This window comes from Haemophilus haemolyticus M19501, assembly GCF_000222025.1.
GTDB lineage: Bacteria > Pseudomonadota > Gammaproteobacteria > Enterobacterales > Pasteurellaceae > Haemophilus > Haemophilus haemolyticus_G.
The window spans coordinates 58,629-82,127 of record NZ_AFQO01000015.1; the positions used below are offsets into that span (position 1 = coordinate 58,629).

Genomic DNA, 23,499 nt, shown 5'->3' on the forward strand with positions numbered 1-23,499 from the left:
AGATAAGATATTTTTCTTCCATAAAATAAGGGCGTTATTTACGCCCTTATTTAAATATAAAAAACTTTAACCGCACTTTATTATTTGACTAACTCTGTTTGCATATACATTAATCGATCAATATCCGTCAAATAATGTCCCAATTCTTGCTCTTCTGGTTTATGCAAATAAGGAATTTTCCCTAAAAGCGGCGCATCAATATGCTCAACAAGCAAATCAACAATTTCTGCATAGTGGCTTAATAATGGATTAACTCGGTTAGCTATCCAGCCCAATAACGGCACGCCTAGCTGTTGAATCGCTTGCACAGTTAATAATGCGTGATTCACACAACCATCTTTAATACCAACCACAAGAACCACAGGCATTTTTCGTTGTGCAACCCAATCAGCAAAACTTTTTCCTTCCGCCATTGGAGTCATTAAACCAAACGAGCCCTCAACCACAACAGACTGATAATTTTGATTTAATCGAGTTAAATCATGATTAATTTTATCTAACTTAATACGCGTCCTATCTTGTGTCAGCATCGGTGCGCTATGGCTAAAGGTATAACTATTAATATCCTTGTAGGACACATTTTCTTTAGTTGAATCCATTAATGTTAATACATCTGAATTTGATAAATTATCATAATCTGATGTATTTTCTTCTTGCATCGCTGGATAAATACTTTCCTCACCGCAACAAGCAATGGGTTTATAGCCAACCACTTGCACACCCTGCTTTTGCAAGGCTTGAATAATCGCACGGGTTGCTGTGGTTTTTCCCACATTTGTATCTGTCCCCGCAACAAAAAAGCTACTCATTTTTATCTCCTTTAAAAAGTGCGGTGGATTTTAAAAGAATTTTTCCTTTAAAAATTTGAGATAACGCAAATTTTCTCTTTTTCGTATCAAAAATAAACAATTTATTTGATCTCACTCAAGCTATTAAATAAACCATCATCTTGTTTTGGTATTTGCAAATAAAATCCTTGTTGTTTAATTTTTTCCAATACCTCATTACTATCTACATTATGTAGCGGTTTGCTCCCAAGTAAATTAAACATCATGACTAATTCTGGTTTTCCAAAGTGGCTCAGTAACACTTCTGGCACTTGAGAAAAATCCTCTCTTTTTGCGATATACAGATAGCTTCCCGGTTTCTTTTTACTTTTATAAATTGCACATAACATATTTTGTTTTCCTAAATAAAAAATCCCTATTAAATTTCTTTAACAGGGATTTTACCATTTATTAAATTGCTTAAAGCATTATTTTGCAGCTTCTTTTACGGCATCAGCTGCTTGAGTTGCTTTTTCAGAAACGGCTTCTTTAACTTCAGTCATTTTAGAAGTCGCAGCGTCTTTCATCGCATCCATTTTTGATGATGCAGCATCTTTCATTGCATCAATTTTAGAGGTTGCAGCATCTTTCATTTCGCTAACTTTAGCTGCAGCAGCATCTTTTACTTGTTCAACTTGAGCCATTGCTGCATCTTTAACTTCAGCAGTTTTCTCTACTGCAGTGTTTTTCACTTCAGTTGAAGCTTGTTTAGCCGCATCTTTAACATCAGCAACAGCATTAGTTGCTGCGTCTTTTGCTTCAGAAACCATTGATGTTGCCGCTTGTTTAGCTGCGTCAACTTTTTGTGCAGCTTCTTCTTTATCGAAACAACCAGTTACCGCTAAAGCTGAACCTAAAACTAATGCTAGTGTTAATTTTTTCATAATTTTCTCCATAGAATAAATCTTGATTACGGCAAAGCCCTATTGCTTTGATGTGGCGTAGTTTACGGAAGTTTTATTAAAAGAAAATAGCTAATACAAAAATTTACATTTCTGATAAATAAATAAGTGTAAAAAAGAGCATTAACACATTGATATTAAATATATTTTAAAAAAGTTCCATAGAAAAATTTTATTTTTTGTAAAGAAATGTATATGAATATATGTTTTAGATTTAATCAATCTTATGAATTTCTTTAGATGCTTGATGCATCAATATTTCTGATTTATTACCATCCCATAATAATTGAGCAATGGTTGCAGGATAAAATGGTATTGGATTTCGTTTTCCATACAGTTCAGCAACGATTTCTCCAACTAAAGGTAAATGAGAAATAATCAATACAGATTTAACCCCATCATGTTTCAGCACTTCTAAATAATCAATGACTGAATGCGCATGGCCATAAGGAGTTATACCCTCCCAAGTTTCAAGTTTATTTTCTAATTCAAAATCAAACGCTTGATTAACTTGATGAAAGGTTTCTTGAGCTCTGACATAAGGACTCACTAAAATACGGTCTAGTGAATTAATTACTAGCGTACTTAAATGCTGTTTTAACCATTCTCCTTGAAAAAAAGCTTGCTTAATACCATAGGCAGTTAAGCGACGAGCTTTATCACTATTAGCCATTACTTCAGCCTCGCCATGACGCATAATAAAAATATTCATTTGCTTTCCTAAGTATTTGATAAAAATAAACCGCACTAAATAAAGTGCGGTTAAAAAATTAATGAGATTTAACTGCTTCTGCAATTTCTTCTGCACATTGTTGTGCAAGTGTAGCGTCTTGGCATTCCACCATAACTCGAATAAGTGGTTCCGTACCCGATTTACGCAATAAAATACGACCTTTGCCTTCTAAACGTTTTTTAACGTCTGCGGCAACAGATTTTACAGCGTCACTTTCAAGTGGATTATCCCCACCCGCAAAACGTACATTGATTAACACTTGTGGGAATAATTTAACCGCACTCGCTAATTCATTTAATGATAATTTATGCTGTGCCATCGCCGCCAATACAGCCAATGACGCAACAATGCCGTCACCCGTTGTATTCTTATCCGCAATGATAATATGTCCAGAATTCTCACCACCAAGCGTCCAATCGTTTTCAACCATTTTTTCCAATACATAACGGTCGCCCACATTTGCACGTAAGAAAGGAACGCCAAGCATTTTCAACGCAATCTCTAAGCTCATATTACTCATTAATGTGCCAACGACACCGCCTTTTAATTGGCCTGAGCGCAATGCTTCACGTGCAATAATAAAGAGAATTTGGTCGCCATCAACTTTATTTCCTAAATGATCGACCATCATAATGCGGTCACCATCGCCATCATAAGCTAAGCCAACGTCAGCTTTCATTTCAACTACTTTCGCTTGCAATGCTGTCACATCCGTTGCGCCACATTTTTCATTAATGTTCAAACCATTTGGATCTGTACCAATTTCAATGACTTCCGCACCAAGCTCTCTCAACACGTTAGGCGCAATATGATAGGTCGCACCATTTGCACAATCTACCACGATCTTATAACCTTCTAGGCCTAAGTGAGCTGGGAATGTGCCTTTACAAAACTCAATGTAGCGTCCGGCTGCATCATTAATACGACTTGCTTTACCTAATTCTGCAGATTCCACACAATCCATCGGTTGCTCTAACATCGCTTCAATGGCTTCTTCAATTTCATCAGGTAATTTAGTCCCTTTTGCTGAAAAGAATTTAATGCCATTATCATAATAAGGATTATGAGAGGCCGAGATCACAATACCCGCTTCAGCACGGAAAGTTCTGGTTAAATAAGCAATAGCGGGTGTAGGCATAGGGCCGGTAAATGCAGCAGATAACCCCGCAGCAGCCAAACCTGCTTCAAGGGCTGATTCCAACATATATCCAGAAATGCGAGTATCTTTACCGATTAAAACCATTTTAGAACCTTGAGAAGCTAATACTTTTCCTGCAGCCCAACCTAATTTTAATGCGAAATCTGGTGTAATTGGATAAGTACCCACTTTTCCACGCACACCATCTGTTCCAAAATATTTACGATTTACCATAACACAATTCCTTTAATTTTTTATCGTTATAAAATCATCAGGCATTTTCTGTTGCCTGCCAAACTTTGAGCATATCTGATGTTGCAGCAACATCATGTACGCGTAAAATTTTTGCACCTTTTTGCGCTGCAATAAGCGTGCCTGCCGCACTGCCTATCACTCTCTGATCGACGGGTTTATCAAGCACCGCACCAATCATTGATTTGCGAGATAATCCCGCTAACACAGGATATCCACTATGACAAAATTCATTCAGATTTTGTAATAATTGATAATTATGCTGTACAGACTTACCAAAACAAAATCCCATGTCCCAAATTAAGTTTTCTTTTTTAACACCAGCAGAAAGACATTCATTAGTACGTTTCTGTAAAAAAGCGAATACATCTTGTACGACATTCTCATAATGAGGATTTGCCTGCATCGTTCTAGGTTGCCCTTGCATATGCATGATACAAACAGGTAAAGCTAGTTTTACTGCGGTTTCTAACGCATTTGGCTCTTGCAAAGCACGAATATCATTAATCAAATCCATTCCAACACTTGCTGCTTCACGCATCACAACTGCTTTTGAAGAATCGACAGAAATCCAGCAATCAAAACGGCTTCGCACCGCCTCCACTACTGGCACAACACGATGCAATTCTTCTTGTTCAGAGACTTCATCCGCATCATTATAAAGGAATGACGGACGCGTAGATTCACCACCAATATCAATAATTGTCGCTCCTTCTTCCAACATTTTTTCAACTTGAAAAAGCGCTTTATCCAAGCTAAAAAACTGTCCTCTATCAGAAAAAGAATCAGGCGTAAAATTAAGGATTCCCATAATCTTAGGAACGCTTAAATCAAGACATTTATTATTCGCGTAAAGTTTCATAAAGTGCGGTTAGTTTTTAGAGTGATTTTGGTGGGCAATTATAGCGAAATACATCCAAGAAAAAAATCATTAGGAAAAAATAAAGCCTTTCCGAAGAAAGGCTTTGATAAGTTAAACATTAAAATCGTCGGTATTTTCTACCGCACTTTCAGGCTTTGTATCATTCGTTGTTGAATTTGCATAAGCAGCCTGTTGAGTTTTCGGCTCTTCCCAACCTGATGGCGGTGTGACGGGTTCGCGATTCATCAATTGTTTGATTTGTTCTTCTTCAATGGTTTCATATTTGACTAATGCATCTTTCATCGCATGAAGAATATCCATATTATCAGTCAAAATCTGTCTTGCTCTCGCATAGTTACGATTTACAATTGCACGCACTTCTTCATCAATTGCATGAGCAGTTTCATCCGACATATGTTTTGCTTTCGCCATTGAACGACCTAAGAAAACCTCGCCCTCATCTTCCGTATAAAGAATCGGACCTAATTTGTCAGAGAATCCCCATTGCGTCACCATATTACGCGCGATATTAGTCGCTACTTTAATATCATTTGATGCACCCGTTGAGATATTTTCTTCACCGTAAATCAAATCTTCTGCTAAACGCCCTGCATACAAGGTAGAAAGCTTACTTTCTAATTGTTTTTGGCTAATGCTAATTTGATCACCTTCAGGTAAGAAGAATGTCACACCCAACGCGCGACCACGAGGAATAATAGTCACTTTGTGTACAGGATCATGCTCAGGAACTAAATACCCCACAATGGCGTGACCTGCTTCGTGATAAGCGGTTGATTCCTTTTGCTTATCCGTCATAATCATTGTGCGACGCTCTGGCCCCATATTGATTTTGTCTTTTGCTTTTTCGAACTCAAGCATGGTGACCATGCGTTTATTCACTCGAGCAGCAAATAAAGCAGCCTCATTCACTAAGTTTGCTAAATCTGCACCAGAATAGCCCGGCGTACCACGCGCTAATGTCATTGCATCAACATCTTGCGCAACAGGCACTTTACGCATATGCACTTTTAAGATTTGCTCACGACCTTTCACATCTGGCAGACCAACAACCACTTGTCGGTCAAAACGGCCTGGACGAGTTAAAGCTGGGTCAAGCACATCTGGGCGGTTAGTTGCTGCAATAACAATTACGCCGTCATTACCACTAAATCCATCCATTTCAACTAGCATTTGGTTTAAGGTTTGTTCACGTTCATCATGTCCACCACCTAAGCCCGCACCACGTTGGCGACCCACTGCATCGATTTCATCAATGAAGATTAAGCAGGGTGCATTTTTCTTAGCCTGTTCAAACATATCACGTACACGTGATGCACCAACACCCACAAACATTTCTACGAAATCAGAACCAGAAATAGTGAAGAATGGAACTTTTGCCTCCCCTGCAATCGCACGAGCAAGTAAGGTTTTACCAGTACCTGGAGGACCAACCATCAGAATACCTTTTGGAATTTTACCACCCAAGTTTTGGAATTTATTAGGATCACGCAAGAAATCAACGATTTCGCCCACTTCTTCTTTTGCTTCATCGCAACCAGCAACATCTGCAAAAGTCACCTTAATCTGATCTTGATTCAGAATTTTGGCGCGGCTTTTACCAAAGCTCATTGCTTTGCCGCCACCACCTTGCATTTGACGCATAAAGAATACCCATACGCCAACAAGGAATAACATTGGGAACCAAGAAATTAAAATTTGGGACAAGAAACCACGTTTTTCAAATGGCGTGCCTTCCACTTTGACTTTTTTGCTTAACAAATCATCAAGCAATTTTTTGTCTTCAAGTGGCGGCATTACGGTTGAATATTTAGAACCATCCGTTTTCGTTACCGTAATTTCATTGGCATCAAAACGCGCTTCCGTCACTTGACCATTGCTTACATCGTAAACAAAGGTTGTATAATCAGTAGAATTATCTACCGAAGAGGAATTAAAACTTTGGTATGCTGTCATCATAATGACCGCTACTACCACCCAAAGCACCAGATTTTTGACCATATCGTTCAAAGTCTAACCTACCTTTCCTAAGTTAAAAAATTTTTTACAAGATACTACACATCATTAGCGATGAAAAGCTATCAAAGCAATTAGCCTTTATAGCCTGTCGCCACAATATATACTTCACGAGAACGTCCGCGTGATGCTTCAGGCTTACGCACTTTCACCACATTAAATAAAGAACGAATTTCTCTTAAATATTCATCAAAGCCTTCACCTTGGAAAACTTTAACAACAAAGCTTCCTTTGGTTGCCAAGACCTGTTTACACATATCTAAAGCAAGCTCGACCAAATACATTGCGCGTGGAATATCCACTGATGGCATTCCACTAAAATTTGGTGCCATATCAGACATCACAACATCAACTTTATCTTCGCCTACGCGCGCTAATAAAGCATTCAAAACATTTTCATCACGGAAATCGCCTTGCAGAAAATCAACACCGACAATGGGATCCATTTCTAAAATATCACAAGCAATCACTCGACCTTTACCACCGATTTGCCCCACCACATATTGTGACCAGCCGCCAGGTGTAGCGCCAAGATCGACCACTGTCATTCCTTGTTTAAATAATTTATCCGTTTGCTGAATTTCATCAATCTTAAAATAAGCGCGTGAACGTAACTTTTGCTTATGCGCTTTTTGCACAAATTGATCACTAAAATGTTCATTTAGCCAGCGAGAAGAACTCGCTGAACGTTTTTTCTTTCCCATAATCTTCTATTTTTGGTAGTAGTTTTGCTTATATTTGGTTACAATCTGCCGAATTCAAGCCAAGGCAGATTGAAATCAGTGAAAAACATTGAGAAAATCAACCGCTCTTTTTAATTAGGAATCCTTATGACAACCTTATCAACCAAACAAAAACAATTTTTAAAAGGTCTTGCGCACCATCTTAACCCAGTCGTTATGCTTGGTGGAAATGGCTTAACCGAAGGCGTACTTGCTGAAATTGAAAATGCACTTAATCATCACGAACTCATTAAAGTAAAAGTTGCTGGTGCCGATCGCGAAACCAAACAACTTATTATCGATGCGATTGTGCGTGAAACTAAAGCAGCACAAGTACAAACTATCGGGCATATTTTGGTGCTTTATCGCCCAAGCGAAGAAGCAAAAATTCAGCTTCCACGCAAATAACAACAAAAGTGCGGTTATTTTCAACCGCACTTTTTTTATTTAAATATAATTCACTTCAATAATATCAAACTCAACGACACCGCCTGGCGTTGTAATATTAACGGTATCATCTAATTCTTTACCAATTAAACCTCGCGCAATTGGAGAATTAACCGAAATCAAACCAGATTTAATGTCAGCTTCATCATCGCCCACAATGCGATAAGTAACTTCTTCGTCTGTATCAGTATTTACAAGCACAACTGTTGCACCAAAAATAACTTTACCATTATTTGGCATTTTGGTTACATCAATAACTTGAGCATTACCAAGTTTACCTTCAATCTCTTGAATACGGCCTTCACAAAAACCTTGTTGCTCACGAGCAGCATGATATTCTGCATTTTCTTTTAAATCACCGTGCTCGCGGGCCTCTGCTATCGCTTTAATAATTTCAGGACGACGTACATTTTTTAAGAAATCCAATTCTTCACGTAATTGTTCTGCGCCACGCACAGTCATTGGAATTTGTTGCATTGTTTTTCCTTTTACTAAATAAAACAAAAACCACGGCAAAATCCTAAAATCTTGCCGCAGTATTATTAAAAATAAACTTGAAATGAGAAAATGATTTACTCAATTTCATTCGGGGCTTATTATTGTTCGTCTAAAAAAAAATAGCAACCATAACAAACCTAATATGAAAAAATTATCTTCAATTTCCACCGCACTTGGATCCTTTTTACTTTCAGTAAGTTTTAGCCTGCCAACTTTCGCCAATATTAATGTTTCAGATTTAACACAAAAATTGCCTGAAGGTTCCAGCGTAGGTTTTATCGCCAAAAATATAAATCAAAACCAAATTATTGCGGATTATAATGGCTCAACCTTTATGCTTCCTGCGAGCACACAAAAAGTTTTTACAGCTGTTGCCGCTAAACTTGCATTAGGTGATCAATTCCAATTTGAGACCGCTCTTTTGAGTAATGGAAAAATTCAAAATGGGAATTTAGAGGGTCACTTAATCGTGCGTTTCACAGGCGATCCTGATCTTACCAGTGGCCAGCTTTATACCTTACTTGCAGAATTAAAAAACAAGGCATCAAAAAAATTAATGGCGATTTAGTATTAGATACCTCTGTTTTTTCTAGTCACGACCGAGGATTAGGTTGGATTTGGAACGATCTGACCATGTGTTTCAACTCTCCGCCATCCGCTGCGAATATTGATAACAACTGTTTTTATGCGGAACTAGATGCGAATCAAAATCCCGGCGAAACAGTAAAAATCAATGTGCCTGCACAATTTCCAATTCAAGTGTTCGGACAAGTTTATGTAGCGGATAGCAATGAAGCACCTTATTGTCAGCTCGATGTCGTTGTACACGACAATAATCGCTATCAAGTAAAAGGATGTTTAGCCCGTCAATCTAAACCTTTTGGCTTAAGCTTTGCCGTGCAAGATACGGATGCTTATGCTGCCGCGATTATTCAACGTCAATTAAGACAATTAGGTATTGAGTTTAATGGCAAAGTCATGCTGCCCCAAAAACCACAACAAGGTCAGCTATTAGCGAAACATTTATCAAAACCATTGCCTGACTTATTGAAAAAAATGATGAAAAAATCGGATAACCAAATTGCCGATTCATTATTCCGAGCAGTGGCATTCAATTACTATAAACGCCCAGCATCCTTTCAATTAGGCACATTAGCGGTTAAATCCATATTACAAAAACAGGGAATTCGTTTTGGTAATAGTATTTTAGCCGATGGTTCAGGTCTATCTCGCCATAATCTTGTAGCACCTAAAACGATGCTATCCGTTTTAGAATACATCGCCAAAAACGAAGATAAATTACATTTAATGGAAGCTTTCCCCATCGCAGGTGTAGATGGCACGATCAGTGGGCGAGGTGGATTAATTAGCCCGCCATTAGTAAAAAATGTTATTGCTAAAACTGGCTCTTTGAAAGGGGTTTATAACCTCGCTGGGTTTATGACAAACGCTCGAGGGGAAAAAGTGGCCTTTGTTCAATTTATTAATGGCTACTCAACAGGCGATTTGGAAAGCAAAACCAAACGAGCCCCATTAGTACAATTTGAGAGTGGCTTATATAATGAAATCTATAAATACTAATAAAGCCTTCTAAAAAAACACCGCACTTTGCCATCCAAAGTGCGGTGTTTTTTTATAGCTTTTTTAAAATACTATTGATTAATGCAATACCATTAAATGATAATAATTTTCATTGCTTAGTTTGTTGTATTTTTTATACTCGTCACTCTTTTTTAACCTAGATTTAACTTTTGGGGAAGCAATTTATGAATTTTAAATTAAGCTTAGTTTACACCGCACTTTTTGCTGGGATTTCTATTTCTGCGTTAGCAGAAACGCAACATAAATCTAATACTGAAACAATTGAACAAATTAATGTTCAAGATACAGGTATTAAACAAAATGGTTATCAAACAACAGGGACATCTGTCGTATCAAAAGCTGAAGTGCCAGTATTCGACACGCCAAACACAGTAAACATTCTTTCAACTAAACTACTAGAAGATCGCAAACCTGAATCACTCATTGACGCGCTTTATAACGTCAGTGGTGTAAGTCAAGCGAATACGTTGGTATGTTTGATGCTATCCAAAAACGTGGTTTCGGTGGAAACCGCGATAACTCAATTATGCGTAACGGTTTACAAGCTGGCCCAGCTAAAAACTTTAGCGCGACAACTGAAACCGTTGAAGTTTTAAAAGGACCTGCATCCGTACTTTATGGTATTCAAGATCCAGGTGGTGTAGTTAATATCATTACTAAAAAACCACAACAAACGCCGAAATATGTAGTGGGCGGCACATTAGGAAATCATAGTTTGTGGGGAACACAAGTGGATTTCACCGGCGGCTTAGGTAATGGCTTTGCTTATCGTTTTATTTATGACAAACAAGAAAAGAACTATTGGCGTAACTTCGGCAAAATTAAAAACACCACTTACGCGCCTTCTCTTTCTTGGGAAAATGACACCACCAAAGTCTTTGTGGCGTATGAGCATAAAGATATTCTTGAGCCGTTTGATCGTGGGACGAATTTATTAACGGCGACAAATTCTCTGCCGAATATTCCGGTCTACCGTCGTTTAGACGAACCGAATAATGAAACCACGGCAAAAACCGATAACATTGATTTTAAAGTTGAGTATAAACTTAACGATAACTGGAAGTTAAACGCCGGTTATAACTATGCCCGTTATGAATATTTCTATAATCAAGCGCGTATTTCGAATATTAATGTTGCAGACACACCGATCCCTGCGGTTAAAAATAAAAAGGGCGTGATCACCTCTCCGGAATTAAAAGCACGCCATGTACGCCGAGCCATAGAGCAACAACAAGGCGATCAACGCGTGCATAGTGGCACATTAAATATCGTGGGTGAATTCGGTATTGGTGAGATTGCTAACCGTTTTGTTGCTGGTGTGGATGTTATGCGTAATATTCGTGATCTTGGTCCAATTTATAATCAAGGCATCATGGATTCCGATATTAATATTGATCATCCAAACTACACCAATCCTGTTGCGCAGAAGAAAAATGGCAATGGCAATGCCTACCAATATAACTATTTAAAAACTGTCGGTGTTTACGTTCAAGATACTGCTTATTTCACTGACCGCTTTATTATGACCGGCGGTTTGCGTTATGAATATTTTGACCAATTTGCCGGCCGCCATTGTTTAAATACAGCAAATTGTGATGTGTCAAAAGGACAAAACGTAACGAAGACCGGTAATACGGATCAGCACGATGGTAAGTTGCTTTATCAATTAGGTGCGGTATATAAATTTACGCCTGATTTTGCCACTTTTGCTAATTACTCGGAATCTTTTCGTCCGCAAATGAGCGTTGCAACTCCTGTTAGCGGCGATTTAAAACCTGAACAAGGTAAATCTTTTGAAATTGGTGCAAAATACGAAAACTCAGGCTTTAATGCGACATTTGCATTATTCAATATCAGCAAACGTAATGTGGCTGAAGCTGTTGGTTCTGGTTCAAATGCGCAATTGAATATCGTCGGCAAACAACGTTCTCGTGGTGTGGAATTCGATCTTAATGGTCAAATTACGGATAGTCTAAGCGTAGCAGCTAACTATACATACACCAAAGTAAAATCACTTGAAAATGAGCTTTATCCTGATGCAGTAAATCAACAACTTTCTGGTGTACCAAAACATCAAGCTTCTTTATTCCTAGCTTATAACGTAGGTGAATTTGATTTTGGTAACATCCGTGTTGGTGGTGGCGCTCGTTATTTAGGTTCCTGGTATGCCTACAATAATACTTATACAAAAGCATACAAATTACCTCATGCCGTGGTATATGATGCCTTTATTGCTTACGATACTAAAATCTCTGGCAAGAAAGTGTCTTTCCAACTTAACGGTAAAAACTTAACAAATAAAACTTACTATCCATCTACCTCTGGTAACGCAACAAATACGTTAATCCCTGTTGCATTAGGTTATGGACGTGAATTTATCTTCAACACTAAAGTTGAGTTTTAATTGAGCGCACAATACGAGGGCGAATATTTCGCCCTTTTTGTTTTGACTTTTATGGATAATAAATGAACTGGCAAACCGAACTTAATAATAGTTTAAACTGGATTTTAACCGCACTTTTTTGGGTGATATTGTGCTTTAGCGTAACAATGTTAGCCTTAAAACAAACTACTTTCGGCAAAAAATTCTGGTGTATTGTCTCTCCATCAATGGATAAAAAAACAAGCATTAAACTAATTTTAATGTTGTTAGTGCTATTTATAATGATATTGTTGGAAGTACGATTTAGTGTACTTAATTCATTTTTTTACAATGGATTGTATAGCTCAATGCAAGAATTAAATATTGAGAAATTTTGGTTCTTTGCAAAACTAAATGCTCTCCTTGTGGTAGCACAAGTTATACATGCCATTGCTGATTACTTCTTTCAACAAGTATTTGAAATTCGTTGGTTGGAAAGCCTTAATGCAACACTTGTTAAACGCTGGCTAAATAAGAAAAAATACTATCGCCTAAAATACGAACGAGATTTACCGGATAATATCGATCAACGTATCGAACAAGATGCGAGAGAATCTATTACCAGTACGGTACAAATTGTACGAGGCGTGATTAACTCGGTGCTCACGACCATTGAATTTACGATTATTTTATGGTCACTTTCTGGCGTATTAACTTTATTTGGATTTAATATCGAAAAAGGCGTCGTTTTCTTCATTTATGCTTTTATTATTTTTGCAACACTCATGTCCGTGTGGATTGGTCGCCCACTAATTAAGCTAAATTTTACAAAAGAGAAACTCAATGGCGATTATCGTTATTCCTTAATCCGTGTACGAGACAATGCAGAAAGCATTGCTTTTTATAATGGCGAGCCAAAAGAACAAACTTTCTTACAACATCAATTCCGTCAAATTATTCATAACCGTTGGTCCATTGTATTAAAAATGTTGGGCTTAAATAGTTTCAACTCTGGGGTAACTCGCGTGGCCAAATTATTGCCTTTAATGTTACAAGCACCACGTTTTTTTTCTGGTCAGATAAAACTAGGAGATATGCATCAAACAGTCCAAGCATTTAACCGATTAATGACCGCACTTTCATTCTTCCGCTTGTTCTATGAGCAATTCACACTCTATCAAGCTCGGTTAAATCGTCTTTATGGTTTTATAACAAAAATGGATGAATTAGATAAACAAAACGTTCATCATCCTTTTCATTGTTCTCATCGTGTCGCCTTAAAAAACTTCGGTATTAAAGATGAACAAGGTAATGTACTACTCAATAATTTAAATATTCATTTAGAAAATGGAGATGCCCTATTGATTCAAGGTGCATCTGGAACAGGAAAAACATCGCTGCTAAAAGCAATTGCAGGAATCTATCCTTTTGAAACCATAGGTATTGCAGAGCATCCATGCATGGGAAGTTTATTCCTGCCACAACGACCTTATATGCCGCAGGGTACTTTACGAGAAGCAATTTGTTATCCAAATATCAATCCAAGTCACACCGAATTAGAACAAACCATGAAGGATTGTGCGCTAGGAAAATATATACACGCACTTAATGCAAAAAATGACTGGCAAGCGATTTTATCGCCCGGTGAACTTCAAAGAGTGGCCTTTATTCGTATTTTACTCACTAAACCAGATGTCGTATTTCTCGATGAAACGACTTCAGCATTGGATGAAACAACCGAGCATTTACTCTACCAAACAATTAAAGAGCATCTGCCCGAAATGATCATTCTAAGCGTAGGTCATCGTAGTACATTACAGCAATTCCATAACAAACAACTAAAATTAGATGTATGTTTATTATGTGAACATTAGAAGATGGCAAGTTAATATATCAGCCAAATATTTAATTTATTTTGATACTAGTCTGAAGAGCGCCTATAAAATTAAAATAAAACTATAAAAAAAGCCCTCGATATTCGAGGGCTTGATTTTTACTATCGTAATAAAAATTAGCGACGTAAACCTAAACGAGCGATAGTGCTTTGGTATAAAGCAAGATCAGTACGTTTTAAGTAGTCTAAAAGTTTACGACGACGAGAAACCATACGTAATAAACCACGACGACCATGGTGGTCTTTTTTGTGCTCAGCAAAGTGAGCTTGTAAGTGGTTGATTTGTGCAGTTAATAATGCGATTTGAACTTCAGAAGAACCAGTATCTTTCGCATCACGACCAAATTCAGCAACGATTGCTGCTTTTTTTTCAGTACTTAGAGACATTTTTTACTCCTAAAAGGTAGTGTTGTTAATACATCATTCGCCGATCTCTAACTCAGCGATGACAAGGAGCTTGCATTCTAGCGATGAATAGGCTTAAATGCAAGGTTTAAAGCTAAAAAAGCCAGATGATTAACATGGCAACCTTCAAATGTTGCCTATTTATCTCCCTCTCATTGCCACATTAACAACTCATCTCTAAATTCATTGAAATAAGAAACGATTATTAATTTACTTTTTACACTTTCTTTTTTTGAATATATATAGTCTAATATTTTGTAAATTACTGAAAAATAAAGACATTCATAGATTCTTCAAAATATAATACGGAGTTCAAGATATATGAGTGATAACTTTAAAACTAATACTTTAGATAATCAATTTTTAACTTATAATGATGAAATTACCGAGCTGTTCATATATCATCCTCATTGCTTCAGAGGACATTACAGCACGCTTGGGTTCGCTTTCGACAGATTTCGAGCGGTTTATACCGTGGAAAGTAGTGGATGATAAAACAAAAGAAAGCGATTAATTTTCACAAAAATCTGCAAACCATATCAGAAATAAAAAACATTTGAGCGTTTTTGCACAATTTTAGTCAATAAGATTTCCTATACTAATACTTCATGTACATCAGAAGAGGAAAAATCATGAAAAAAACGATCTCAACCGTATTTTGTTCGCTTATTGCTGGTACATCTTGTGCAAACTCATCAGTTTTTAGCATTAATGTGCCAGATTTGCCTAAACACGGATTTCACGCTAAAAACTTGTTAAGTGCCGATTATGGTTTTGGTTGCAATGGAGGAAATCTGTCACCAGCAATTTCTTGGGCAAATGCCCCGAAAGGGACGAAAAGTTTTGTAGTAACGATCTATGATAAAGATGCGCCAACAGGCATTGGCTGGATGCATTGGGTCGTTGCAAATATTCCTGCAAAAACTACCGCTCTTCCTGAAGGCATTAAAGCTGATGGTACTAATTTACCACAAGGTGCGCTACAAACCCGCACTGATTTTGGCATGCCAGGCTTTGGCGGAGCTTGTCCACCCGAAGGACAAAAACATCGTTACGAAATTAAAGTCACAGCAGTAAGTGTAGAAACCTTGCCAAATGTGACGGCAGATACAATGCCTGCTGTAGTCGGTTATTTTACTAAAGCTAATGCCCTTGCCGAAGATTCTATTATTGTGGAACATAGTCGTTAAACAGCACTCGATTGCCGAACCTCTAACGGAGAACAACCAAAATATTGTTTAAATTTCACGGAAAAACGTGAATGACTTTCATAGCCAACTTCATAGGCGATTTGTGAAATTGGGCGTTGAGTGAGTTGTAACAAATTCAACGCTCGCATCATTCGCACTGTAGTTAATACTTCCCGAAACGATGTTTTTTCTGCAGCGAGATGACGGCGCAATGTAGCTTCACTGGTATTTAACAATTTTGCAATGTCTCCAATTTTCCAGTGATACTCAAAATTTTCTGAAATTTTCTTACTAATTTGACACTTTAAGGATGGGGTAGAAAATGGATTAAATACACCACCCTGTTCCGACAACCAAGCTAGTAATTCCCACAAGCGAATTTCCACAATACGATCAGGAATTTCATCACTGGAAAGTGCTTTTGAAACAATCGAAAAAGCTTGCTGTATAAAAGGATGTGCAGGTAAGTGAAACAGGCTTTCAAAGGGTTTTGGCTTTGAAAGCAGCCCAAAAAATCTCTCAACCACTGCATTATCAATAGATAACCAATCCGCTTGATATACACCTAGTTCATCAGGTTCATTAATCACATCAAATCGTTGATTTCCTGCCAACATTACCATTTCACCAGCTTGGATAATTTTCTCTCCATTTATCCAACGTAGAATTTTCCGACCACGCCGAACCCAAATAACGGTAGGTTGCGTAAAATAAGATTTATCTAGTTTCAATTTATGTTGTTGTATAATAGTACTTTTTTCAGCAAAATTAGGACGAATGGGCATAAAAATTCCTTGTAAAAGTGCGGTCATTTTAAGTAAATTTTTATGAATGTTCTAGATGATCTGCACCCCAACCTTTCACCTAATCTTTCAATAATTTAATTTTCTCAATTACATTTGTTGTTGAACAACCATTTTCAAAGTTTAGCACTTTAACATCACCGCCATTTGCCCAAACTTCTTTACTGCCTGCAATCTCTTCGGGTTTGTAATCGCCGCCTTTGACTAAAAGGTCTGGTAGAATTTCACCGATTAAACGTTGTGGTGTGTCTTCAGTGAATGGAACCAACCAGTCCACTGATGCCAAACCTGCAAGTACCGCCATACGATTTTCAAGATTGTTAATTGGGCGACTTTCACCTTTTAACCGTTTAACTGAATCATCACTATTTACCGCAACAATTAAACGATCGCCCAATTTGCGTGCATTTTCTAAATAAGAAACATGCCCTGGATGCAAAATATCGAAACAGCCATTAGTCATCACAATTTTTTCACCGCGAGCTTTAGCTTGTGTGACAGCATCTTTTAATTCAGCTTCACTCATAATGCCAAATCCTGTTTCAGGACGAGCATGAATCGCATTTTCAAGTTCCACAGTCGAAACCGTTGAAGTCCCCAATTTACCCACCACAATTCCTGCGGCTACATTGGCTAGGTAACAAGATTCTTCGAAAGAACGTCCATCTGCTAATGCGGTTGCTAATACACTAATGACAGTGTCACCGGCTCCCGTCACATCAAACACTTCTTTTGCAACGGTTGGCAAATGATAGGGTTCTTGATTTGGGCGTAATAATGTCATGCCTTTTTCAGAACGCGTCACCAAAAGTGCGGTTAATTCAATATCAGAAATTAATTTTAACCCTTTCTCAATAATCTCTTCTTCTGTATTACATTTGCCCACAACGGCTTCAAACTCAGACATATTGGGTGTCAATAATGTCGCACCACGATAACGTTCAAAATCAGTTCCCTTTGGATCAATTAACACAGGCACATTCGCTTTGCGTGCAATTTGAATCATTTTCTGAACATCTTTAAGCGTGCCTTTACCATAATCAGAAAGAATCAAAGCACCGTAATTTTTCACCGCACTTTCTAACTTCGCTAATAAATCCTTGCAATCTACATTATTGAAATCTTCTTCAAAATCAAGGCGAAGTAACTGTTGGTGACGAGATAAAATACGTAATTTAGTGATGGTTGGATGGGTCTCTAATGCAACAAAATTACAATCGATTTTTTGTTTTTCTAATAAGTAGGAAAGTGCCGAACCAGTTTCATCTTGTCCAATCAATCCCATTAACTGAACGGGTACATTAAGTGAAGCAATATTCATCGCGACATTTGCTGCACCACCTGCGCGTTCTTCATTTTCTTGTACACGAACTACTGGCACTGGTGCTTCTGGTGAAATACGGTTGGTTGCGCCGAACCAATAACGATCAAGCATCACATCGCCTAATACGAGTACTTTTGCTTGCTTAAATTCTGCTGAATATTGAGCCATTTTAAAATCTCTCTATTTGAATAACCAAAATTGTGGCGATTTTACCACAACTCAAATTTACGATAAACTACGCCCCTAACTTACGTGGAAAGAACAATGAAAAACGAAAAACTCCCTCAATTTCAACCGCACTTTTTAGCCCCAAAATACTGGCTTTTTTGGTTAGGCGTGGCAATTTGGCGAAGTATTTTATGTCTTCCCTATCCTATTTTGCGCCATATTGGTCATGGTCTCGGTTGGCTGTTTTCACATTTAAAAGTAGGTAAACGTCGAGCTGCTATTGCACGCCGTAATCTTGAACTTTGTTTCCCTGATATGCCTGAAAACGAGCGTGAGACGATTTTGCAAGAAAATCTTCGTTCAGTAGGCATGGCAATTATCGAAACAGGTATGGCTTGGTTTTGGTCGGATTCACGTATCAAAAAATGGTCAAAAGTTGAAGGCTTACATTATCTAAAAGAAAATCAAAAAGATGGAATTATTCTCGTCGGTGTTCATTTCTTAACGCTAGAACTTGGCGCACGCATTCTTGGTTTGCATCATCCTGGCATTGGTGTTTATCGTCCAAATGATAATCCTTTGCTTGATTGGATACAAACGCAAGGCCGTTTACGCTCCAATAAAGATATGCTTGATCGTAAAGATTTACGCGGAATGATCAAAGCTTTACGTCACGAAGAAACCATTTGGTATGCACCTGATCACGATTACGGCAGAAAAAATGCCGTTTTTGTACCCTTTTTTGCGGTGCCCGATGCTTGCACAACCACTGGTAGTTATTATTTATTGAAATCCTCACCAAATAGCAAAGTGATTCCATTTGCGCCATTACGCAATAAAGATGGTTCAGGCTATACCGTGAGTATTTCAACGCCTGTTGATTTTACGGATTTACAAGATGAAACAACGATTGCTGCGCGAATGAATCAAATCGTTGAAAAGGAAATCATGAAGGGCATATCACAATATATGTGGCTACATCGTCGTTTTAAAACACGTCCAGATGAAAATACGCCTAGTTTATATGATTAAAAGTGCGGTCGAATATCACCGCACTTTTTGATAGAATTTTCTTAAATTTAAAAATTTAACGACTCATCTAACCATGACAAGCAATTATTCAGCTCAAGAAATTACCGTTCTTAAAGATCTCGAGCCGGTGCAAATTCGCCCCGGTATGTATACAGACACCACTCGTCCGAATCATCTCGCACAAGAAGTTATTGATAACAGCGTGGATGAAGCCCTCGCAGGTTTTGCCACAAAAATTGAAGTAATTTTGCACCCTGATCAATCCATTGAAGTCACAGACAATGGTCGCGGTATGCCTGTGGATATTCATCCTACGGAAGGCGTTTCTGGCGTAGAAGTGATCCTGACTAAACTGCATGCGGGTGGTAAATTCTCCAATAAAAATTATGAATTTGCGGGTGGTTTACACGGAGTGGGGATTTCTGTGGTAAATGCACTTTCTGAACGCGTGGATATTCAAGTCAAACGCAATGGTGAAGTGTATAAAATTGCCTTTGAAAACGGCAGTAAAGTAGAAGAATTGGAAATTATCGGGACTTGTGGTAGACGTACAACGGGAACAACCGTTCACTTCAAACCGAATCCAAAATATTTTGACAGCGCAAAATTTTCCGTTAGCCGCCTACGTCATTTATTAAGAGCGAAAGCAGTGCTCTGCTCAGGGCTTGAAATCAAATTTATTGATAAAATAAACAATACTCAAGACATTTGGTTATATGAAGATGGTCTTTCCGATTACCTTATCGAAGCAGTAAATGGCTTTGAAACCCTTCCGGAAAAACCATTTGTTGGCGAATTTAAAGGAACAAATGAAGCGGTTAGCTGGGCATTACTTTGGTTGCCAGAAGGTGGCGAACTGATTGGCGAAAGCTACGTAAACTTAATTCCGACTATTCAAGGCGGAACGCATGTTAATGGCCTACGCCAAGGTTTGTTAGATGCCATTCGAGAATTTTGCGAATTTAGAAATCTATTACCACGCGGCGTAAAACTTACCGCTGATGATATTTGGGATCGTTGTTCTTACATTCTTTCCCTTAAAATGCAAGATGCGCAATTCGCTGGGCAGACTAAAGAACGCTTATCATCACGCCAAAGTGCGGTGTTTGTTAGCGGTGTTTTAAAAGATGCGTTTAGTCTATGGCTAAATCAAAATGTACAAGATGCTGAAAAATTAGCAGAAATTGCCATTAGTTCTGCACAACGCCGATTACGCGCAGCAAAAAAAGTGGTACGAAAAAAACTCGTTAGCGGCCCTGCATTACCGGGAAAATTAGCAGATTGCGGCTCACAGGATTTAGAAAAAACGGAATTATTTTTAGTGGAGGGCGACTCTGCGGGCGGTTCAGCAAAACAAGCGCGTGATCGCGAATATCAAGCGATTTTGCCGTTACGTGGAAAAATCTTAAATACATGGGAAGTTTCACCTGATCAAGTATTAGGTTCAACGGAAATTCACGATATCGCCGTGGCCCTAGGGATCGATCCTGACAGCAATGATTTATCACAACTTCGCTATGGTAAAGTATGTATTCTCGCAGATGCTGACTCTGATGGCCTGCATATTGCCACTCTACTCTGCGCCCTGTTCTTACGTCATTTTCCGAAATTAGTACAAGACGGCCACGTTTATGTGGCTATGCCACCACTTTATCGCATTGACTTAAATAAAGAAGTCTTCTATGCATTAGACGAAAGTGAAAAAGAGGCGATTTTAGATCGCTTGAAAAATAAAAAAGGCAAACCGAATGTTCAACGCTTTAAAGGTTTAGGTGAAATGAACCCATCGCAATTGCGTGAAACAACAATAGATCCTAATACTCGCCGCCTTGTTCAATTGACTTATGATTTAGAGGAAGACCAAGGCGCAGATACACTAGAACTGATGGATATGTTGTTAGCGAAAAAACGTTCCGAAGACCGTAAAAATTGGTTGCAAGCGAAAGGCGATCAGGTTGATTTATCTGTTTAGACTAAATTAATCTCAGCAAATCTGAATTTTAATAAATTAAGAATATATCAATTAATAGAAACAAAAATGACAAATATCAACTATGAAGGCATTGAGCAAATGCCTCTACGCACCTTCACTGAAAAGGCTTATCTCAACTATTCTATGTATGTCATCATGGATCGTGCGTTGCCTTTTATCGGTGATGGTTTAAAACCCGTTCAACGCCGTATTGTATATGCAATGTCTGAACTTGGCTTAAATGCCACGGCAAAATACAAAAAATCTGCTCGTACCGTCGGTGATGTACTCGGTAAATTTCATCCACATGGTGACAGCGCTTGTTATGAAGCGATGGTGTTAATGGCACAACCATTCTCTTATCGTTATCCGCTCGTAGATGGTCAAGGTAACTGGGGTGCGCCAGATGATCCAAAATCCTTCGCTGCCATGCGTTATACGGAATCACGTCTATCTAAAATCTCTGAAATCTTGTTGAGTGAACTCGGACAAGGAACAGTAGATTATCAACCAAACTTTGATGGAACCTTGGCCGAACCACAATATTTACCTGCTCGTTTACCTCATATTTTATTGAACGGCACAACAGGTATTGCGGTGGGTATGGCAACAGATATTCCACCACACAATATTAACGAAATTGCTGATGCGGCAGTAATGTTGCTAGATAATCCTAAAGCGGGATTAGACGATGTACTTGAAATTGTTCAAGGCCCAGATTTTCCAACAGAAGCGGAAATTATTTCGCCAAAATCAGAAATTCGTAAAATTTATGAGCAAGGTCGTGGCTCAATAAAAATGCGTGCAACTTGGAAAAAAGAAGACGGTGAAATTATTATTTCAGCGCTTCCACATCAATCTTCGCCATCCAAAGTTATTGCACAAATAGCCGAACAAATGACAGCTAAAAAACTGCCAATGCTAGAAGATATTCGAGATGAAGCCGATCACGAAAATCCAATTCGAATTGTGCTAGTTCCTCGCTCAAGTCGCGTCGATACTGATGCGTTAATGGCACATTTATTTGCTACCACAGATCTTGAAAAAAGCTACCGTGTAAATATGAATATGATCGGGCTTGATCATAAACCTGCGGTAAAAGGCTTATTAGAAATCTTAAATGAATGGCTTACCTTCCGTCGCACAACGGTCACTCGTCGCCTTCAATATCGCTTAGATAAAGTACTCTCCCGCTTGCATATTTTAGAAGGCTTGATGATAGCCTTTTTAAATATTGATGAAGTTATCGAAATTATACGTCACGAAGATGATCCAAAAGCAGAGCTGATGGCACGCTTTAATTTAAGCGATGAACAAGCCGATGCAATTTTAAATTTACGCTTACGTCATTTAGCGAAATTAGAAGAAAACCAACTCAAAGCAGAACAAGATGAACTTGAAAAAGAGCGGTCAAATTTAGAAGCAATTTTAGGATCAGAACGTCGCTTGAATACGCTTATCAAAAAAGAAATTCAAGAAGATGCGAAAAAATATGCCAGTCCACGAATGTCTCAACTGGTCGAACGAGAAGAAGCCAAAATGATCTCTGAAAGTGACATGACGCCCGCAGAGCCTGTCACTGTCATCTTATCAGAAATGGGCTGGGTACGTTGTGCTAAAGGACACGATATAGATCCTAAATCATTAAGCTACAAAGCAGGTGATAATTATCGAGCTCATGCTTGTGGCAAGAGTAATCAAGCCGTTGTATTCATTGATAGTACGGGGCGAAGTTATGCCCTCGATCCGCTTTCATTGCCTTCCGCTCGTTCGCAAGGTGAACCCCTTACAGGTAAACTAAATTTACCAGCTGGTGCGACCATTGAATATGTTGTAATGGCCAGCGAACAGCAAGAATTATTGATGGCTTCTGATGCGGGATATGGTTTTATTTGTAAATTTGAAGATTTAATTGCACGTAACAAGACTGGAAAAGCCTTGATTTCTTTACCAGAAAATGCCAAAGTGTTGAAGCCTAAAACATTGATAAATTCTACCGCACTTGTTGTCGCAATCACATCAGCAGGCAGAATGTTGATTTTTCCAGCACAGGATTTACCGGTATTATCAAAAGGCAAAGGCAATAAAATTGTGACAATTCCTGCAGCGAATGCAAAAGAACGCTGTGAATTGTTAGTGAGATTATTGCTCATTTCAGATCAAGCAAGTCTTGAATTTTATTCTGGAAAACGAAAAATTGTATTAAAACCAGAAGATCTGCAAAAGTTCCGCGCAGAACGAGGCAGAAAAGGTTCGACATTACCACGTGGATTACATACCAATCTTGAAATTATGGTAATCGAGCCGTAACACAACGCATAACTTAAACATA

The 23,499-nt window shown here is 38.3% G+C and carries 18 protein-coding genes and 2 pseudogenes; 8 read left to right on the forward strand and 12 right to left on the reverse strand.

Annotated elements, in window-relative coordinates:
- Positions 1-80: 80 nt before the first annotated feature.
- From bioD to rlmE, 8 genes are all read right to left on the reverse strand, one after another.
- Complete coding sequence (gene bioD, locus GG9_RS01860) at positions 81-809, reverse strand: dethiobiotin synthase (RefSeq protein ID WP_005631588.1); 729 nt, start codon at positions 807-809, stop codon at positions 81-83.
- 101 nt (positions 810-910) lie between these two features.
- Complete coding sequence (locus GG9_RS01855; RefSeq protein ID WP_005631587.1) at positions 911-1,177, reverse strand: YcgL domain-containing protein; 267 nt, start codon at positions 1,175-1,177, stop codon at positions 911-913.
- A 78-nt stretch (positions 1,178-1,255) separates the two neighbouring features.
- On the reverse strand, positions 1,256-1,723 hold the full coding sequence (locus GG9_RS01850; protein WP_005631585.1) for a hypothetical protein: 468 nt from the start codon (positions 1,721-1,723) through the stop codon (positions 1,256-1,258).
- Positions 1,724-1,943: 220 nt separating this feature from the next.
- Positions 1,944-2,441 (reverse strand): phosphohistidine phosphatase SixA, encoded by a 498-nt coding sequence (gene sixA / locus GG9_RS01845; RefSeq protein WP_005631583.1) that lies wholly within the window; start codon positions 2,439-2,441, stop codon positions 1,944-1,946.
- A gap of 58 nt (positions 2,442-2,499) precedes the next feature.
- Entirely contained in the window at positions 2,500-3,834 is a 1,335-nt protein-coding gene (gene glmM, locus GG9_RS01840; RefSeq protein WP_005631581.1) for a phosphoglucosamine mutase, read from the reverse strand.
- Positions 3,835-3,871: 37 nt separating this feature from the next.
- Positions 3,872-4,714, reverse strand: a complete 843-nt coding sequence (gene folP / locus GG9_RS01835) for a dihydropteroate synthase (RefSeq protein WP_005631580.1) — start codon at positions 4,712-4,714, stop codon at positions 3,872-3,874.
- A gap of 111 nt (positions 4,715-4,825) precedes the next feature.
- Positions 4,826-6,733, reverse strand: coding sequence for an ATP-dependent zinc metalloprotease FtsH (gene ftsH / locus GG9_RS01830; protein WP_005631577.1), 1,908 nt, complete (start codon positions 6,731-6,733; stop codon positions 4,826-4,828).
- A gap of 89 nt (positions 6,734-6,822) precedes the next feature.
- Positions 6,823-7,452, reverse strand: a complete 630-nt coding sequence (gene rlmE / locus GG9_RS01825; protein WP_005632307.1) for a 23S rRNA (uridine(2552)-2'-O)-methyltransferase RlmE — start codon at positions 7,450-7,452, stop codon at positions 6,823-6,825.
- Positions 7,453-7,578: 126 nt separating this feature from the next.
- Between rlmE and yhbY the strand changes: the two genes are divergently transcribed.
- A complete protein-coding gene (yhbY, locus tag GG9_RS01820) occupies positions 7,579-7,878 on the forward strand; it encodes a ribosome assembly RNA-binding protein YhbY (RefSeq protein WP_005628915.1) in 300 nt (99 codons plus the stop codon).
- Positions 7,879-7,917: 39 nt separating this feature from the next.
- Here yhbY and greA read toward each other — a convergent pair whose 3' ends face one another.
- Positions 7,918-8,394, reverse strand: a complete 477-nt coding sequence (greA, locus tag GG9_RS01815) for a transcription elongation factor GreA (RefSeq protein WP_005628917.1) — start codon at positions 8,392-8,394, stop codon at positions 7,918-7,920.
- A gap of 163 nt (positions 8,395-8,557) precedes the next feature.
- Between greA and dacB the strand changes: the two are divergent.
- The 3 genes and pseudogenes from dacB to GG9_RS01805 all read left to right on the forward strand — a co-directional run bounded on the left by dacB (position 8,558) and on the right by GG9_RS01805 (position 14,253).
- A pseudogene (gene dacB / locus GG9_RS0108910) lies at positions 8,558-9,996 on the forward strand (serine-type D-Ala-D-Ala carboxypeptidase).
- A 185-nt stretch (positions 9,997-10,181) separates the two neighbouring features.
- Positions 10,182-12,421: pseudogene (locus tag GG9_RS01810) on the forward strand (TonB-dependent siderophore receptor).
- A 62-nt stretch (positions 12,422-12,483) separates the two neighbouring features.
- A complete protein-coding gene (locus GG9_RS01805; RefSeq protein WP_005632321.1) occupies positions 12,484-14,253 on the forward strand; it encodes an ABC transporter ATP-binding protein/permease in 1,770 nt (589 codons plus the stop codon).
- A gap of 137 nt (positions 14,254-14,390) precedes the next feature.
- On the opposite strand, the gene rpsO is transcribed toward GG9_RS01805, so the two are convergent.
- A complete protein-coding gene (gene rpsO, locus GG9_RS01800) occupies positions 14,391-14,660 on the reverse strand; it encodes a 30S ribosomal protein S15 (RefSeq protein WP_005628925.1) in 270 nt (89 codons plus the stop codon).
- Positions 14,661-15,310: 650 nt separating this feature from the next.
- On the opposite strand from rpsO, the gene GG9_RS01795 reads away from it, so the two are divergent.
- Positions 15,311-15,868, forward strand: coding sequence for a YbhB/YbcL family Raf kinase inhibitor-like protein (locus GG9_RS01795; protein ID WP_005632323.1), 558 nt, complete (start codon positions 15,311-15,313; stop codon positions 15,866-15,868).
- Here the strand turns inward: GG9_RS01795 and GG9_RS01790 are convergent.
- Together GG9_RS01790 and hldE are read right to left on the reverse strand one after the other, a co-directional pair.
- A complete protein-coding gene (locus tag GG9_RS01790; protein ID WP_237702624.1) occupies positions 15,865-16,653 on the reverse strand; it encodes a helix-turn-helix transcriptional regulator in 789 nt (262 codons plus the stop codon). The genes GG9_RS01795 and GG9_RS01790 overlap by 4 nt on opposite strands.
- A gap of 79 nt (positions 16,654-16,732) precedes the next feature.
- A complete protein-coding gene (gene hldE, locus GG9_RS01785) occupies positions 16,733-18,163 on the reverse strand; it encodes a bifunctional D-glycero-beta-D-manno-heptose-7-phosphate kinase/D-glycero-beta-D-manno-heptose 1-phosphate adenylyltransferase HldE (RefSeq protein WP_005632325.1) in 1,431 nt (476 codons plus the stop codon).
- A 96-nt stretch (positions 18,164-18,259) separates the two neighbouring features.
- On the opposite strand from hldE, the gene htrB reads away from it, so the two are divergent.
- The 3 genes from htrB (at position 18,260) to parC (ending at position 23,477) form a co-directional block, all read left to right on the forward strand.
- Entirely contained in the window at positions 18,260-19,195 is a 936-nt protein-coding gene (gene htrB, locus GG9_RS01780; RefSeq protein WP_005632326.1) for a lipid A biosynthesis lauroyl acyltransferase HtrB, read from the forward strand.
- A 73-nt stretch (positions 19,196-19,268) separates the two neighbouring features.
- Entirely contained in the window at positions 19,269-21,167 is a 1,899-nt protein-coding gene (gene parE, locus GG9_RS01775) for a DNA topoisomerase IV subunit B (RefSeq protein WP_005632327.1), read from the forward strand.
- 66 nt (positions 21,168-21,233) lie between these two features.
- On the forward strand, positions 21,234-23,477 hold the full coding sequence (parC, locus tag GG9_RS01770) for a DNA topoisomerase IV subunit A (RefSeq protein WP_005632328.1): 2,244 nt from the start codon (positions 21,234-21,236) through the stop codon (positions 23,475-23,477).
- The last annotated feature ends 22 nt before the right edge of the window (positions 23,478-23,499 follow it).